The sequence below is a fragment of the Pseudoalteromonas sp. RWi3 genome (assembly GCF_054960735.1).
This window is the reverse complement of the sequence record NZ_JBHNYL010000004.1, coordinates 12,731-27,831: the sequence shown is the minus strand read 5'-3', so window position 1 is coordinate 27,831 and position 15,101 is coordinate 12,731. Positions and strand designations below refer to the sequence as shown.

At 40.7% G+C, this 15,101-nt stretch carries 19 protein-coding genes and 2 tRNA genes; 5 read left to right on the top strand and 16 right to left on the bottom strand.

What is annotated here, in order from left to right; all coding sequences use genetic code 11:
* Positions 1–122 precede the first annotated feature (122 nt).
* Positions 123–1,103, bottom strand: coding sequence for an ion channel (locus ACFI4Z_RS07485; protein ID WP_462670044.1), 981 nt, complete (start codon positions 1,101–1,103; stop codon positions 123–125).
* A gap of 107 nt (positions 1,104–1,210) precedes the next feature.
* On the opposite strand from ACFI4Z_RS07485, the gene ACFI4Z_RS07480 reads away from it, so the two are divergent.
* Positions 1,211–1,912 (top strand): M48 family metallopeptidase, encoded by a 702-nt coding sequence (locus tag ACFI4Z_RS07480; RefSeq protein WP_462670043.1) that lies wholly within the window; start codon positions 1,211–1,213, stop codon positions 1,910–1,912.
* Between the two features lie 42 nt (positions 1,913–1,954).
* On the opposite strand, the gene ACFI4Z_RS07475 is transcribed toward ACFI4Z_RS07480, so the two are convergent.
* Together ACFI4Z_RS07475 and ACFI4Z_RS07470 are read right to left on the bottom strand one after the other, a co-directional pair.
* A tRNA-Tyr gene (locus ACFI4Z_RS07475) sits at positions 1,955–2,039 on the bottom strand.
* A gap of 48 nt (positions 2,040–2,087) precedes the next feature.
* A tRNA-Tyr gene (locus ACFI4Z_RS07470) sits at positions 2,088–2,172 on the bottom strand.
* 112 nt (positions 2,173–2,284) lie between these two features.
* Between ACFI4Z_RS07470 and ACFI4Z_RS07465 the strand changes: the two genes are divergently transcribed.
* The 3 genes from ACFI4Z_RS07465 (at position 2,285) to ACFI4Z_RS07455 (ending at position 3,971) form a co-directional block, all read left to right on the top strand.
* Positions 2,285–2,806, top strand: coding sequence for a VC2046/SO_2500 family protein (locus ACFI4Z_RS07465; protein ID WP_462670042.1), 522 nt, complete (start codon positions 2,285–2,287; stop codon positions 2,804–2,806).
* 146 nt (positions 2,807–2,952) lie between these two features.
* Entirely contained in the window at positions 2,953–3,261 is a 309-nt protein-coding gene (locus ACFI4Z_RS07460) for a DUF6172 family protein (protein WP_462670041.1), read from the top strand.
* Between the two features lie 122 nt (positions 3,262–3,383).
* On the top strand, positions 3,384–3,971 hold the full coding sequence (locus tag ACFI4Z_RS07455; RefSeq protein WP_462670040.1) for a hypothetical protein: 588 nt from the start codon (positions 3,384–3,386) through the stop codon (positions 3,969–3,971).
* 65 nt (positions 3,972–4,036) lie between these two features.
* Here the strand turns inward: ACFI4Z_RS07455 and ACFI4Z_RS07450 are convergent, their stop codons facing one another.
* A complete protein-coding gene (locus tag ACFI4Z_RS07450; protein ID WP_058560552.1) occupies positions 4,037–4,276 on the bottom strand; it encodes an RNA recognition motif domain-containing protein in 240 nt (79 codons plus the stop codon).
* A 131-nt stretch (positions 4,277–4,407) separates the two neighbouring features.
* On the opposite strand from ACFI4Z_RS07450, the gene ACFI4Z_RS07445 reads away from it, so the two are divergent.
* Entirely contained in the window at positions 4,408–4,950 is a 543-nt protein-coding gene (locus ACFI4Z_RS07445; RefSeq protein ID WP_462670039.1) for a YdcF family protein, read from the top strand.
* Positions 4,951–4,995: 45 nt separating this feature from the next.
* Here the strand turns inward: ACFI4Z_RS07445 and lipA are convergent, their stop codons facing one another.
* The 12 genes from lipA to ACFI4Z_RS07385 all read right to left on the bottom strand — a co-directional run bounded on the left by lipA (position 4,996) and on the right by ACFI4Z_RS07385 (position 15,101).
* A complete protein-coding gene (gene lipA, locus ACFI4Z_RS07440) occupies positions 4,996–5,961 on the bottom strand; it encodes a lipoyl synthase (protein ID WP_462670038.1) in 966 nt (321 codons plus the stop codon).
* Positions 5,958–6,611, bottom strand: a complete 654-nt coding sequence (gene lipB / locus ACFI4Z_RS07435) for a lipoyl(octanoyl) transferase LipB (protein ID WP_462670037.1) — start codon at positions 6,609–6,611, stop codon at positions 5,958–5,960. The genes lipA and lipB overlap by 4 nt, the downstream gene beginning before the upstream one ends.
* Before the next feature lie 19 nt (positions 6,612–6,630).
* Entirely contained in the window at positions 6,631–6,909 is a 279-nt protein-coding gene (ybeD, locus tag ACFI4Z_RS07430) for a DUF493 family protein YbeD (RefSeq protein ID WP_058560556.1), read from the bottom strand.
* Positions 6,910–7,055: 146 nt separating this feature from the next.
* Positions 7,056–8,216, bottom strand: coding sequence for a serine hydrolase (locus tag ACFI4Z_RS07425; protein ID WP_462670036.1), 1,161 nt, complete (start codon positions 8,214–8,216; stop codon positions 7,056–7,058).
* Between the two features lie 53 nt (positions 8,217–8,269).
* The gene (locus ACFI4Z_RS07420; protein WP_462670035.1) at positions 8,270–9,040 is read right to left on the bottom strand and encodes a septal ring lytic transglycosylase RlpA family protein; all 771 of its coding nucleotides are present in this window, start codon (positions 9,038–9,040) and stop codon (positions 8,270–8,272) included.
* Positions 9,041–9,048: 8 nt separating this feature from the next.
* Entirely contained in the window at positions 9,049–10,155 is a 1,107-nt protein-coding gene (gene rodA, locus ACFI4Z_RS07415; protein WP_462670229.1) for a rod shape-determining protein RodA, read from the bottom strand.
* Positions 10,152–12,032 carry a penicillin-binding protein 2 gene (gene mrdA / locus ACFI4Z_RS07410; protein WP_462670034.1) on the bottom strand — a complete coding sequence of 627 codons (1,881 nt, stop codon included), beginning with the start codon at positions 12,030–12,032 and terminating at the stop codon, positions 10,152–10,154. The genes rodA and mrdA overlap by 4 nt, the downstream gene beginning before the upstream one ends.
* 6 nt (positions 12,033–12,038) lie before the next feature.
* Positions 12,039–12,509, bottom strand: coding sequence for a 23S rRNA (pseudouridine(1915)-N(3))-methyltransferase RlmH (gene rlmH, locus ACFI4Z_RS07405; RefSeq protein WP_138604989.1), 471 nt, complete (start codon positions 12,507–12,509; stop codon positions 12,039–12,041).
* 36 nt (positions 12,510–12,545) lie between these two features.
* Positions 12,546–12,863 (bottom strand): ribosome silencing factor, encoded by a 318-nt coding sequence (gene rsfS, locus ACFI4Z_RS07400; protein WP_099296074.1) that lies wholly within the window; start codon positions 12,861–12,863, stop codon positions 12,546–12,548.
* 54 nt (positions 12,864–12,917) lie between these two features.
* Entirely contained in the window at positions 12,918–13,553 is a 636-nt protein-coding gene (gene nadD, locus ACFI4Z_RS07395; RefSeq protein ID WP_462670033.1) for a nicotinate-nucleotide adenylyltransferase, read from the bottom strand.
* Positions 13,554–13,569: 16 nt separating this feature from the next.
* Positions 13,570–14,607: a DNA polymerase III subunit delta gene (gene holA / locus ACFI4Z_RS07390; protein WP_462670032.1), complete on the bottom strand. Its 1,038-nt coding sequence runs from the start codon at positions 14,605–14,607 to the stop codon at positions 13,570–13,572.
* Positions 14,607–15,101 (bottom strand): LPS-assembly lipoprotein LptE, encoded by a 495-nt coding sequence (locus tag ACFI4Z_RS07385; protein WP_462670031.1) that lies wholly within the window; start codon positions 15,099–15,101, stop codon positions 14,607–14,609. Before ACFI4Z_RS07385 ends, holA begins: the two co-directional genes overlap by 1 nt.

Here is a 15,101-nt window from a genome sequence, read left to right as displayed (position 1 = left end):
GAAAATGAAATGCGTGAAAATAATTAATTTAAAAAACAAAACTAACTGAAAAATATATTAGTAATTATCATACCATCAATATGAATAATAGTTATAGCCTGATTGTATATTTCTAACTTTTCCTAACGCGTCATTCGTTTTACAAATACGACTACGAATAAGGCTAAAGAAAAGCTGCCACAGAAAGCTTCAATCGCCGCGATCAAACGTGATACGCCAATTGGAGTTATATCGCCATACCCCAAAGTAGTAAAGGTAACCACACTAAAATAAAAACTGTTTAGTAAGGCTGATAAATTGTCACTTAATGGGGCCGAAAAGTTGAGTTTTAAAAGAGTGTCGTTGTATGTAACGCCAAATAGGAAATAGCACAAAGCACAGATAACGATGAGTGATAAACTAAAGCGAATCACATTTTGTGGTTTTTCACCGTAACCACATAACATATTAATAAAGCTTGAACTGAGTCGCTTTAAAGAATATTTTGGATATTGCTCATGACGCATTCTAAGTTCTTTAAAGGTAAAATTACCCGCCAGTTCAAACAACCCCTGTTGCTCAGACGCTTTTCTCAAATTACGATAAATCTCTTCAGATTGTTCATAAAGATCTATTGATTTAGCCGCATCTTGCTTTTTAAAGGCCGCTTTTGCTTGCTTTTCTTGAAGTAGCTGAACGCCTAAATCTATATTATCTATTCGCGTGTTATGTAACTTTATACCTAATAAGTTTGTGTGTTGAAGATTACAATAATGCAGACTTGCTTCGTGAAGGTTGGCTTTCATCAATGAAGCATTAGCAATTTTATTATTAAATAAGTGAGCGCCTGAAAGGTTTGTACGGTAGAAATTACTATAAGAAAGATCGAATCCTTCCTCGTCATCATGTTTAACCAAGTTGAGTCCGGTTAAATTTGCGCGTTGAAGCTCGAGTCCTTGGAGTAGTCCACCTTTTTTTGCATAGCGTTCTAGCTTTTGAGTCAACTCAAGGCCTGTTTTATCAAACTTTTTATCGTGCCAAAAGCAAAATCCTGTGCCCATGTCTGTTTCTTGGCATTGTTTGTTATCAGGTGAGGTATAACTGCAACAAGGCTTATCTGGCATAATTGTTTGAGCTTTAAATTATTATACTTATTTATAGATTAGCAGTTATTTAGCAAGGTATTATATGCGCATGCAAATTTCTTTATTAGTGCGCTCAAGAGTTTAAATTGGTTGAATACACATTAAAACGAAGCCGCCGGCGTAAAACGGTTGCGATGAAAGTACAACAGCAATCACTGACGGTTTATGCTCCTTATGGTGTCGCGGTTGCTTCAATAGAACACTGGTTACAAACAAAACAAGATTGGATTCAATTACAGATAACAAAACAAAGTGAATTAATACAAACGCAGCAGTTACCACTCAAATCCTTGCAGATTAACTTGTTTGGCTCACCATTGAAGCTCAGCTTTAATATCGGTAAAAAAACGGCAGTGGCTGAAATTGACAGTGGTATAATGTCAGGCCTAAACATCACAGTTTCACCTCGTGTAAAAAATAAAACAGCAATGTATCAAAGTCAGCTAGAAAGTTTTTTGCACGCTCAATTAGAAAGTTATATTGAAATGCGAATACATGATTATTGTAAGCAAATGGGGGAAGAGTTACCGAACAAGTTAAAAATCATGATTTATAAACGACGTTGGGGCAGTTGTAATCGTCGTAGAGAGTTGACGTTTAACCTTTTACTAGTCGGTGCGCCAAAATGGGTGATTGATTATGTGGTAGTGCATGAATTATCACATTTAAAATACTTAAACCACAGTAGTCAGTTTTGGTTGAGAGTGGGGACGTTTCATCCGCAATACAAAAAAGCATCACAATGGCTAAAGCAGCATGGCATGAGTTTACAATGGGTATTTGATTAGTGTATTGATTTTTTATAATTAAAAAACTGAGGTAGAAAGAAGTGGTGGAGGGAGCTGGATTCGAACCAGCGAAGGCTGAGCCGTCAGATTTACAGTCTGATCCCTTTGGCCGCTCGGGAACCCCTCCACACTATTTTGTTACATTTGGCCCCACTTAACTTAGCGGTAAGAAAAGTGGTGGAGGGAGCTGGATTCGAACCAGCGAAGGCTGAGCCGTCAGATTTACAGTCTGATCCCTTTGGCCGCTCGGGAACCCCTCCAATGCAACGGCGCCGATAATAGCAAACTTATTATTTAAGTAAAGAAAAAAGCTAAAGAAATATCAAATAATGCCGATAAATATTTATTCATGAACATAATCGGCCAAAGTCTATGCAAATTGATGGATTGTTAATCACAGAGAGTCAGCTCGACAATCGCCTCGCGAAAAGCGTGTGTGAATCACGTCGAGGCGAGTTTGCGTTACTTTTAGCTATGTTGTCCCATGATGCTCTAGATTTTAGTCAATTTCATTTACCCAAAACCCCATTTGGCGCTGATGCGAAAGAATACGATGAAGCACAGTTGCGCTCTGAGCTCGGCGCTGGCCCCAAACAACCTCTTGCGCCAGATGAGTTTGATATGCTTATCGGTGAGCACAACGCACAGATTTTGCACCAAGCAGGAATGAGTGATATACGCTTACGCAGCTGTTTATCACCTGAGCCGCTTGCTGTTCGAGATGATAAGCAACATATTCCTCTTCACATTATCGATAACTGTGAGCCAGCGGTTCGCAAGCGTCATCTTGATAAAGAAACGCAACTAGATAACCCACAAATTGATGCGGCCGCATTTTACGACAACCTTAATAATGACGCATTACACCAGCCGTTACACGTGGCCCAAGCATGACACTTTTTTGCAATAAATAACCGCTAAAGTAATTTATTCAGTTTAAGGAAAAAAAAGCACCCAAAACTTAAATGCAGTTGCTATAATGGCCTTAAATGGGATTCAAAAATGCCATTATCATTAAACCAAGGTAATTTAGGAACATAATGAAGAAAACATTCACGCTGAATCACGAGAAAATCAAATACCCTCGCATGGTTGACGCTGCAAAGCATGAAGTGAAAAAATATTTGAAAAGAGAGCGTAACAAAACGTTACCGTTCGATGCTGATTATTGGGCATTTGATTGTAAATTTGGTAACACAGTAGAAGAAGCGCAAGTTGTGCATGTTGCCGAAATTAATAATTGTATCAGCGAAATTGAAAAGCAGGAGCTATCATCTTTCTATGTGGAAATTTTGGCAAGACCAGCACAGCGCCAGTCGCCAGATTTTGATGATGAAGCTGATGATTAAGCAATAAATATTATTGTGCTAAAAGAGTGGGCTTAATTGCCCATTTTTTGTGCCTGAAATAAAAACAAATTTCAGGTATGCTAACAACAACTGTAAAGAAAAAATAATAAAAAGGATGTTGTATGTTTATTCCAGCCTTATCGCTTATGGTACTTAGCTCTGTACTTTCAGTGTCTTCAACCTCAGCACCGCAGTGTCAGCAAGAGCCGGCTCCAACCGCACTTAATGAAAAAGATTGGCGCTTTGCCACTGATCCACACGGCAGTGAAGTCAAAATGAAGCAGACGCTGTTAACAGATGAGCGCATCTGGATTTCGTTTAAACGAGTGCCAAGAGTGGATGCCAAAAATAATTCTTGGGTTGAGCTGATCTATGATTTACCGGAGCAAACGTTTGAAGGTAATTCAGCTATTTTACTTAAATATAAAAGCAGCAAAAATCTCGTTGTGAAGCTCTCTCAAAAGGATTATGGTGGGCAAGGTGATAAAAGTTATGCACACTACCAGTATATACTTCCAGCACAAACTCAGTGGGGTACTCACTGCATAGGTTTAGCGGATTTTGCTAGACCAAGCTGGACTCCTGAAAATTCCGTCGATAAGGGAATAATAAAAGAGAACGTAAGTGCAATTTATTTAGTGCCAGATCTAAAGGATGAACTTGGTGGGGAAGCGACAATTGAGGTTAAAAATATTTCATTGAGACCTTAACCTCCAGCCTCAGATTCTAGATATAAAAACCAGCAATTGCTGGTTTTTTGTCTAGCGTGGTTTTTTTAAGCGTCAGCCAATTTAACACGGATCTTGTTCTTATCAACATTGCTTTGGTTTAACGCTTTAATTGCATCGTTAGCTTCTGATTCAATAGGCATTTCAACAAATGCAAAGCCCTTTGATTTACCTGTTTCTTTGTCTAATACAAGCGTGCATTCAGCAACTTTACCATAAGCGGTAAATAACACACGAATATCTTGCTCAGTCGTTGCGCGTGAAAGGTTTCTAACTAATAATTTCATAATAAGCCATGTTTTAAAAATAACTAATGTGATTGTCTCAAGGAAAAGCCGTTTGACCTAATGATTAATTACAAACAGCAAAAATAATTTTAAGATGATAGCCAAAAAAAAGAACAATTGAGAGTGGCGAAATGAGAGCAGTGACGAATAGCGTAATTAAAACAGCAATAATTGTTTTAGGTGGGCCAAATAATAATGACGGCAGTTTATCATTGATAGCAAAAAGCCGTTGCGAACAGGCGTATCAAACTTATCTAAAAATGCCCGCTAAGATTTTGTGTACAGGTGGGTTTGGAGCGCATTTTAATACCACTAACCATGCTCATGGTGAATATACTAAAAGTTATTTAATTGAACTTGGCATACCTGAATCTGCTTTTTTACCGGTGGCGCTAAGCCGCTTTACCTTTGAGGATGCATTACTCACTAAGCCACTACTCGCAGCGGAAAATATAACTGCGGCCACTTTGGTCAGCTCAGAGTTCCATATTGCACGAGTTCACTATGTATTTAGTCATGTGCAACCTAATCTAGAGCTAACTTCAGTCAGTGCTAAAACGCCATTATCAGAAGTTAAATTAGCGCAATTACATGCCCACGAGCGTGCAGTCATGCCTAGAGAAGTAAAAAATGTGCAGCAATTTATTGCATTACAGTCACAAAAAAGCCGTTAGTTGCTTAACTCATTACTAACGGCTTTTTCAATTGTGTAGAAATGATTACTTAACTTCTTTACCCGCGGCTTGTTGATCAGCGTGATAACTCGAACGTACAAATGGGCCTGAGGCTGCATGAGTAAAGCCAATTTCATCTGCATAATCTTTCAACGCATCAAATTCAGCTGGCGGTACATAACGCTTAACAGGCAAGTGGTGTTTAGAAGGTTGTAGGTATTGGCCTACAGTTAGCATATCGACATTATGCTCACGTAAATCGCGTAATACTTCTTCGATTTCGCTAATTTCTTCGCCTAAACCTACCATTAAACCAGATTTAGTTTTAACTTCTGGGTGCGCATCTTTAAAGCGACGTAGTAACTCTAATGACCATTTATAATCAGCACCTGGGCGAGCAAGCTTGTACAAGCGTGGCGCAGTTTCGAGGTTGTGGTTAAACACATCTGGTGGCGTTTCAATCAAGATCTCAAGTGCACGGTCCATACGACCACGAAAATCAGGGACTAAAATTTCGATGGTAATGGTTGGATTGTGTTTGCGGATTTCGCGAATGCAATCAGCAAAGTGCTGCGCACCGCCGTCACGTAAATCATCGCGGTCAACTGAAGTTATAACAACATAGCTTAACTTCATGTCTTTAATAGTTAGTGCTAGCTTCTCAGGCTCTGCGGCATCCGGTTTTAATGGGCGGCCATGGGCAACATCACAAAACGGGCAACGACGAGTACAAATAGCCCCTAAAATCATAAAGGTTGCTGTACCATGGTTAAAGCACTCTGATAGGTTAGGGCATGAAGCCTCTTCACATACTGAGTGTAAGCCGTGCTTACGCATTGCTTGTTTTATGCCGTCGATACGTTCAGTTGACTTTGGTAAACGTATTTTTAGCCACTCGGGCTTGCGCAACATTTCAGTTTTTTCAGTCGGTAATACTTTAACTGGGATCAACGCCATTTTTTCGGCGTCACGTAATTTTACCCCTGGTTCCATCTTGACTGGTTTATTCATTCGTTTTCAAACCCTTCAGTATGCTTAACCTGTGTAGCATTAAGCTTTGTGATCATGTGTTTTACAAGTCCATTACCTGCTTGCTCGAGGTTTTGTGGACCATCTAAATCAGTTGTCTGCACCATATTCATACCCGCATAACCACAGGGGTTAATACGTAAAAATGGGCTCAAATCCATACTTACATTTAAGGCCAAGCCATGAAATGAGCAGCCGCGACGAACGCGAAGGCCTAACGATGCGATTTTACTATCATTTACATACACACCCGGTGCATCGGCTTTAGCGTATGCTTCAATATCATATTCTTTCAATGTATCGATAATACATTCTTCAAGCCAAGTTACTAATTCACGTACACCAATTTTTAAACGACGTAAGTTAAATAAAACATACATCATTTGTTGGCCTGGCCCGTGATAGGTCACTTGACCTCCGCGATCAACTTTGATCACTTCAATATCACCAGGTGCAAGTAAGTGCTCTTCTTTTCCTGCTTGGCCTTGCGTGAAAACAGGTTCGTGCTCGACTAACCAGATTTCATCAGCAACAGCATCATCTCGAGTGTCGGTAAACTCTTGCATTTTTTGCCATATTGGCATGTACCGCTGGCGGCCTAATTGACGCACGATTAACGTGTTTTCGCTCACTGCAATCTCCAATTAGGGCTTAAAGCATGTGACGAACGTCATCGATATTACTGATCACGTTGTAGATTTCTTCAATATGCTTGCCACTGGTCACTGTTGCAACAAGGGTCACAGACTCATAAGTACCTTTACTGCTAGGTTTTACTTTAGGCGCGTAGTCGCCAGGAGCAATTGGCTGTAACTTTTCAAGAATTTGGTCAGTTAAATTAACGTTTGCTAAGCCCATTACTTTAAAAGTAAAAGGACAAGGGTACTCTAGGTACTCATCAAATTTAGTATTTTCTACGGGTGTAGCCACGACGATGACTCCTTACATAATGCTCTGATAACCGACTAATAACCCACGCTCGACCTTGCAGGTTAGATATGAGGCGCATTCTAGCATTTTTCAGGCAAAAAAAAACGCCTTGCAGTGCAAGGCGCTTAGAATTATTAAATCGTTAATTACATAATCTGTAAACGTAAGTAATCATAGATTTTGCTAAAGAAGCTGCCTTCCTCAACTTCTTCAAGCGTTACAAGTGGATATTGTGCAATCTCTTCGCCTTCAAGTTGTAAAAACAAGGTGCCAACTTTAGTACCTTTAGCAAGCGGTGCTTCTAATGTTTTGTCTAGCTCAAAGTTAGCTTTTAAATTTTTACGTTGGCCGCGAGGAATGGTAATAGGGGTATCTTCTAAAATACCTAATGATACATTTTCTTTATTACCCATCCAAATGCGTTGCTCTGCAAAGCTATCACCTGCTTGATATGGTGTGATTGTTTCGAAAAATCGGAACCCGTAGTTTAAGAGTTTTTTACTTTCTACTTTACGAGCTCGTTCACTTGATGTGCCCATAACTACAGCGATTAAACGCATTTCGTCTTTGGTAGCAGAGGTGACTAAGCTGTAGCCAGCTTCTGAAGTATGACCCGTTTTAATGCCATCAACATTCAAGCTTTCATCCCATAACAAGGAGTTGCGGTTATACTGCTTGATACCGTTAAAAGTGAATGACTTTTCAGCGTAAAAAGCATATTCCTCAGGAACATCACGAATTAGTGCTGCACCTAACGTTGCCATATCGCGAGGTGTTGTGAAGTGCGCGTCAGTATCTAAACCATGGCTGTTAATGAAATGAGTGTTGCTCATACCTAATTTTTCAGAGTGAGCATTCATTAAATCGGCAAATGCACTTTCACTTCCTGCAATATGCTCAGCCATTGCTACGCATGCATCATTGCCGGATTGAATGATAATACCACGGTTTAAATCTTCGACGCTGACCTGCTTACCCACTTCAATAAACATTTTAGAAGATTCAGGGAAGTTTTTGGCCCATGCTTTTTCACTGACAGTAACCATATCTGTTGGCGCAATATTACCCGCTTTAATTTCTGTGCCAATAACGTAACTGGTCATCATTTTAGTTAAGCTTGCAGGCGCTAATCGAGTATCTGGCTCACCTTCAGCAATGACTTTACCAGTGGTAAAATCAACAAGGAAATAACCTTTTGCATTAATTTGTGGAGGCGCAGGGATTATTTGTGCAGTTGCAGAGAAAATGGCAGCAGAACATACTAAGCCGCACACACCGTTGAGAATTTTGTATTTAAATGATTTCATCATACTCATTAATGGTTAAAGTTAAAGATTCGCGTTACACCATTCTAAAGGTGTTATTGGCCGTAAAGCAAGAACGCGTTTTGAAATTGGTTTTGTTTTAATTTTTCTAGCACTTGCTGAGCTTGCTCAGCGTCTTTAATAGGTCCAAGTCGCAACCTATAAATGGCATCTTTTTCTACAATACTTGTAGGTAAATGATATTGTTGGCGCAAGGACGAGGCAAGTGCTTCAATATTTGCTAATGTACTGCCCGCTGCAACTTGAATATAACTTGGACGTGTGGGCGAATGCGCCAGTGTAATAGCCTCAAGCTTAACCTTGGCTGTACCATGGTTGTAATAACCAAGCTTATAAGCCGCTGCGTATGATAAGTCTATGATTCTATCATCATGAAAAGGGCCACGATCATTAACCCGCACAATGGCAGACTTACCATTGGCCGTATTAGTTACCCGAACAAAACTTGGTAAGGGCAATGTTTTATGTGCGGCAGTCATGGCAAACATATCATAAATCTCACCATTTGATGTATGGTAGCCGTGGAATTTGCGGCCATACCACGAGGCTATACCTTCTTCCTTGTAGCCAGTTTCATCCAGCATAGGCGTATAGTTTTTACCGAGTACAGTATAAGGACGGCCTGCGCTGGCACTTTTTATTACTTCAGTTACAACAGCGTCCTGCATTTCTAAAACGGTTGGTGCGCGTAAAGGTGCGGCATCATGCTTCATGCTATAACGACTACTGTGGTCCGTTTTATTACCAGAACTACTACAGCCGCTTAATATAAGTGCAATCAGCATTAGGCTTATATACTTCAACATCCACTTCATTATTTTAAAAGCATCCTCTTATCAGTGGCAATCGACATAATTATGCCAAACCCTGCCATTAAGGTTACCATTGAGGTACCACCATAACTGATCAATGGCAAAGGAACACCTACAACCGGTAAGAGCCCAGATACCATGCCAATATTTACAAATACATATACGAAAAAAGTAAGGGTTAGTGCACCTGCGAGCAACTTACCAAATGCATCTTGTGCATTGACGGCAATGTATAAACCGCGACCTATAATAAATAAGTACATGCATAACAATAGACATACGCCAAACAGACCAAACTCCTCGCTGAGTACTGAAAAAATAAAGTCAGTGTGGCGCTCAGGTAAAAACTCGAGTTGTGATTGCGTACCTTGTAGCCAGCCTTTACCCTCAATTCCGCCTGAACCAATGGCTATTTTTGACTGGATTATATGATAACCAGAACCTAGAGGGTCACTCTCAGGGTTGAATAAAGTTAGTACTCGCTGCTTTTGATAAGCATGCATTCCGTAGTGCCAAAAGGGCCAAGCAGATAATGCAACTAATCCTGTTAAAAAACCAATTAGACGCCAACTTAGTCCTGATAAAAATATGACGAATATACCTGAACTTGCTATTAAAATAGATGTGCCAAGATCTGGCTGCTCCATTATAAGTAACGTGGGTAAAATCACGATGGCAAAGCCAACCATTAAGTGTAATGCCCTAGGGGGGAGGTGATTTCGCCCGATATACCATGCAACCATCATTGGCACAGCTAGCTTCATTAGCTCGGACGGTTGAAAGCGGGTGACTCCTAAATCTAACCAGCGTTGCGCTCCTTTTGAACTAACACCAAAAAGTATCACCCCAACCAACATGAGTAGCCCTAAGCAGTACAATGGAATCACGAGCCGCTTCAGTGTCGCTGGGCTAAATTGCGCTAAGACAATCATCGCTATGACAGCTGCGGCCATGCGGGTAGCGTGGCGAAGCATCATTGCATCATTTTGACCACTTGCGCTGTAAACAATAGTTAAACTGGCAACCATCATACAAACTAATGCAAGTAGCAGAGGTAAATCTAAATGTAATTTATCCCAAATAGATCGCTTATCATGTAATTGCATTATTGTTTAACACTCCTAGCAACCGTTATGGGATTCGCTGAAAAATAATAATCCATTAACTGACGGGCAATAGGAGCGCCAACAGAGCTACCTCCACCGGTATTTTCTACCACCACAGATACCACAATTTGAGGGTCTTTGTATGGTGCAAAACCAATATAAATTGCATTGTCGCGTTGTCGTTCTTTGAGTGATTCTGCATCGTAACGCTCACCTTGGGCGATACTGACGACTTGAGCTGTACCAGTTTTACCTGCTGGATCATAAGTTGCACCTCTGAATGCTTTGTGGGCTGTGCCTGTTACTTTATGCACAGTATTATGCATTGCATCCAGAGCAATACGCCAGTGATCAGCATTTTTCAATTCCACTGGAGGCTTTTCTTCATTATTTATTTGCGTTACTTCATCTTCTTTTTTTGCAACTTGGACTAAATGGGGTGGGAAGTTGCGGCCCTTATTAACAAGAATATTGGTTGCGTTTGCAATCTGCATAGGCGTGGCGGTCCAGTAACCTTGGCCAATTCCGACAGAAATAGTGTCTCCTCGCCACCACGATTCACGAAAGCGGCCTTCTTTCCATTCTTTTGATGGTAAAATAGCGCTCGTTTCTTCGTGTATATCAATGCCTGTTAAATCTCCGAAGCCAAATTGAGCCATAAAGTTGCTGATCTTTGTGATCCCCAAACGATAAGCAGTATCATAAAAATAGGTATCACATGACTCTTCAATCGCTTTGTAAACATCAACATGACCATGGCCCCAACGCTTCCAGTCACGCCATTTATGTTCTACATTGGGGATTTGAAAAAAACCAGGATCCCACATTTTTGTTTGCTCTGTTACTAAACCTTCTTCAAGAGCAAGGATCGCAAGGTGTGGTTTTACAGTTGATGCCGGTGCATATCGCCCTTGAGTTGTTCTATTTATAAGTGGGCGGTCGGGGTTTAGTAATGCTTTATAATTTTTACTACTGATACCATGAACAAACAAATTTGGGTCGTAGCTTGGGTTTGAATAAAGCGCCAAAACTCCACCGTCTTTTGCGTCCATCACCACAATTGCACCGCGCATGTCTTTTAGCGCGTGCTGGGCTATTTGCTGTAAGCCAATATCTAGAGTGAGCACAAGATCGTGACCAGGCTCAGGTGGGGTCATACTCAAGGTGCGAATAACCCGACCCCGGTTGTTTACTTCAACTCGTTGTGAACCTACTTGTCCGTGCAACAGTTGCTCATAATATTTTTCAATACCTAGTTTACCAATGTCGTGAGTTGCTCTGTAATTGGTGGCTTGATCATCCATTTCGAGCTTGGCGAGCTCTTTTTTATTTAGTTTAGCAACGTAACCAAGCGCATGGGTAAGCGTGTCGGCGTAAGGGTAGTAGCGAGCAAGACGGGCCTCAATACTAAAACCAGGAAATTTATGTTGGTTAACCGAGAACTTAGCGACTTCAGATTCGTTCAGTCGCGCTTTTAATACTTGGCTTTTAAAGCGGCGGTTATGTTTGATGTCGTCAAGAAAGTCACTTTTTTGCTGATCAGAAATAGCGATGAGTTGACTAATGGCTGCTAACGAGTCATCAAGACTCTTAACATCTTCGGGTATAACTTCAAGGTTATAAACTGGCTTGTTTTCGGCAAGAAGCACACCGTTTCGGTCATATATAAGGCCTCTATTAGGTGCAATTGGAATAACCTTTATGCGGTTGTCGTTGGAGCGGGTTTGATAATCCTGATGATCGTCAACCTGTATAGTGTATAAGTTAGACAACAATACAGCGACTAAAATAGTGACAAAAACAAAACCCACAAACGCGCGACGAGCAAACAGATTAGCTTCTGCTGAGTGGTCTCGAATTGTGGGTCTTCTTTTGAGCATCGATGGCTACTCGCGATGATAAGGATGGTTGTTGTTTAAACTCCACCCTCGATACAAGCTTTCAGCTACAATAATGCGCACTAATGGGTGCGGCAAGGTCAAGTTCGATAATGACCACTTCTGTTCGGAGGCTGCAATACATTCTGGTGCTAATCCTTCCGGGCCACCAATCAACAAACTTACATCGCGGCCATCTAGTTGCCACTTTTCCATATTTTTTGCTAACTGATGCGTATCAAGTGGCTTACCTGTTACCTCTAAAGTAACAATACGATTACCTTTAGGTATTGCCGCAAGGGTTTTTTCGCCTTCGATATGTAAAATCCGCTTTATATCGGCATTTTTGCCGCGCTTACCTGCTGGGATTTCAATTAGTTCTAATGCCATATCTTTTGGAAAGCGACGCTGGTACTCTGCAAACCCGGTCTCTACCCACGCTGGCATTTTTGTACCAACGGCAATCATTTGTATTTTCACGCGTGTCCTTCCAAACTCAATTTAAATAAAGGGCTGTTAGCTCCAGAGCTTTTCTAGGTCATAGTAGCTACGTGCTTGATCTTGCATCACGTGTACGACAACATCACCTAAATCTACCAGAACCCATTCGCCTTCATTTTGGCCTTCGTATCCAAGAGGTTCTTCACCGGCATGACGAGCTTCTTTAGCAACATGATCAGCAATTGATTGCACATGGCGTTTAGAATTACCAGAGCAAACAAGCATATAGTCAGTAATGTCAGAATTGCCTTTTACATCAATCTGTACCACATCACGGGCTTTCATATCGTCAATTTTGTCTAGTGCAAAGGCGAGTAGTTGTTTCGAATCCAAAGTGTTATCTCATTAAAAAAGGGAATAGCTGTTATTTTATCATGGCGGTGATTTTTATTCACCACTTAGATAAAGTTGCTGCTCACCTATATAGTGACTCACCGCAGTAGGAAGAAGTTCCCCACACGATTGACCTTTTTTAAGTTTTTGCCGAATATCGCTAGACGCAATATCCATCATCTGACCAGGCAAGAAATACAGTCTCCCAGCGCGCTCTAAACGAAGTGTGTCAGGTGATGTCGTGAGGGCCTTTTTTTTGTATTCAATAAGCTGCGGGCTTAAATTTATATTTTGATTTGGGCGCTGGAAAACTACAAGGTGACAAAGCTGAGTAATAGTTTGCCATTCAAACCATTTATCAAGCGTATTAAATGAATCGAGGCCAATTAAAAATAAAATGGGATCGTTAGGGTGTTCCTCGCGTAGCTCTTGTAAACTTAATAGCGAATAAGAAGGCCCTTGGCGTTTTAACTCACGCAAGTCTAGCGAAAAATACGGATAAGGTTCAATAGTGGCCTGCAGCATTGCAATTCGATCCTCGTTACTGATCCCCGGTACCGCTTTATGCGCTGGGATAGCACATGGCATAAATTGTAAATTACGAAGGTTTAAGTGCTCAACACATTGCTTAGCCATATTGATATGGCCTAAATGAATAGGATCGAATGTACCACCAAATAGTGCAATCATCTTTTGTTCCTAATCGTTATGAAACAGGGTGAGCGGGGAGAGCAACCTCAACGGGTTGACAAAAAACGAGGCATATATGCGCTAGTGCCTGATAAGGTTTAATTAGCGTACCTTGCTTATAACTTGCATCAAATTGTGCAAGCAAACTTATCAGATGTTCAAGAGTCGTAATCGATAAGCGGTTTAGTGCTTGATTAACAGGCCCCTGCTGGTTTTTCCAAATCGCTTTTTGTTTAAATAAATTGGTTAAACTCTCGCCTTGTAATAGGCCTAATTGCAAACTTAATAGTGTATTTGCTTCTTTGTTTATAGCCCATAAAATAGTGACCGCTTCAGTATTATGATCTGCAAGCTTGGTGAGGATTTTAATTGCTTGGCGGTTATTACCTTGTAAGAGTGCATCACTTAAATCGAAAATATCGAACTTAGCTTGATTAAGTAAACCTTGAAGCACTAATTGTTGATCTATTAGCGCACTGCCGTGAAGTAATGAGAGTTTTTCAAGCTCTTGAAAACACGCTAGCAAATTACCTTCAGTTGCATCAATCAGCGTACGCTTAGCATCATTTTGCATATTAATAGATAAACGATGGCACTGCTCATCGAGCCAACGTTGTAAATGATTGCCAGCCAATGGGTAGCAAGGCACAAATACACCGTGTTTATCTAGTGCTTTAAACCATGCACTGCGCTGAATTTCTTGGTTTGCCTTGGCTCCGGTTACAATTAGAAGTGTGTCGGGGTTATTGAGTTCAACCAGTTTTTTAAAAGTTTGGCTGCCAACAGTACCTGGCTTTTGAGAATTGAGATCAAGTTCAATTAAAGTACGAGCACTAAATAACGACATACTTTGATATTGGGCGATTAGCTCTTGCCAATCAAAGCCGGGCATTAGTGTAAATTTTATGACTTCATCAAAGCCTTGTTGCTTGGCTTTTGAGCGAATTTGCTGTGCGCATTGCGCTATTTGAAATGGTTCTTCACCAAACACTAAATAAAAGGGTTGGAGTGCTTTATTTAATTCACTCGGTAATTGATTAGCGTAACAGCGCATTATAGTTGTGACAGCTCTCGTACTATTCGACGACTTGCTTGTTTACGTATTTCATTAAGCAATAAATCAAGCTCCTTGGCTTTTGCCAAGGCGTTATCTGGGTCATCTTGGTAATTACGGTAAAGCTCAAAACTTTGCTCTATAGGATCTTTTCCGGGGCGTTTTAGGGTATACGCAACACTGTAAGCGAGTTCATATTCGGCCACTTGGCCATTTTTAAATAACGACAAAATCTGTCGTTCTAAACGGTCTTTAGACAAATATAGTTGAGCAACATTTTTTTCAGGCACTGATTGCAATTCAACTTTGCTCACAATGAGTTCTTTTTCAAGGATAGCAAAAAGAGCAGACTTTTCATCATCGCCATTAAGGGTCATGATTTTTAAGTCATCTGGTAAGCTTGATGCCTTTTTTAAGTGAAAGCCACAGCCGGTAAGTAAAAAACAGACTAGCACTAAGACTAGTCCGTTTTTAAAGGCATTAAATGATGCCAT

Coding starts and splice junctions, on each gene's coding strand:
- ACFI4Z_RS07485 (WP_462670044.1), bottom strand. CDS start 1,103: ATGCCAGATAAGCCTTGTTGCAGTTATACCTCACCTGATAACAAACAA.
- ACFI4Z_RS07465 (WP_462670042.1), top strand. CDS start 2,285: ATGCAAATTGATGGATTGTTAATCACAGAGAGTCAGCTCGACAATCGC.
- ACFI4Z_RS07460 (WP_462670041.1), top strand. CDS start 2,953: ATGAAGAAAACATTCACGCTGAATCACGAGAAAATCAAATACCCTCGC.
- ACFI4Z_RS07455 (WP_462670040.1), top strand. CDS start 3,384: ATGTTTATTCCAGCCTTATCGCTTATGGTACTTAGCTCTGTACTTTCA.
- ACFI4Z_RS07450 (WP_058560552.1), bottom strand. CDS start 4,276: ATGAAATTATTAGTTAGAAACCTTTCACGCGCAACGACTGAGCAAGAT.
- ACFI4Z_RS07445 (WP_462670039.1), top strand. CDS start 4,408: ATGAGAGCAGTGACGAATAGCGTAATTAAAACAGCAATAATTGTTTTA.
- lipA (WP_462670038.1), bottom strand. CDS start 5,961: ATGAATAAACCAGTCAAGATGGAACCAGGGGTAAAATTACGTGACGCC.
- ACFI4Z_RS07425 (WP_462670036.1), bottom strand. CDS start 8,216: ATGAAATCATTTAAATACAAAATTCTCAACGGTGTGTGCGGCTTAGTA.
- ACFI4Z_RS07420 (WP_462670035.1), bottom strand. CDS start 9,040: ATGTTGAAGTATATAAGCCTAATGCTGATTGCACTTATATTAAGCGGC.
- mrdA (WP_462670034.1), bottom strand. CDS start 12,032: ATGCTCAAAAGAAGACCCACAATTCGAGACCACTCAGCAGAAGCTAAT.
- nadD (WP_462670033.1), bottom strand. CDS start 13,553: ATGATTGCACTATTTGGTGGTACATTCGATCCTATTCATTTAGGCCAT.
- holA (WP_462670032.1), bottom strand. CDS start 14,607: ATGCGCTGTTACGCTAATCAATTACCGAGTGAATTAAATAAAGCACTC.
- ACFI4Z_RS07385 (WP_462670031.1), bottom strand. CDS start 15,101: ATGGCATCATTTAATGCCTTTAAAAACGGACTAGTCTTAGTGCTAGTC.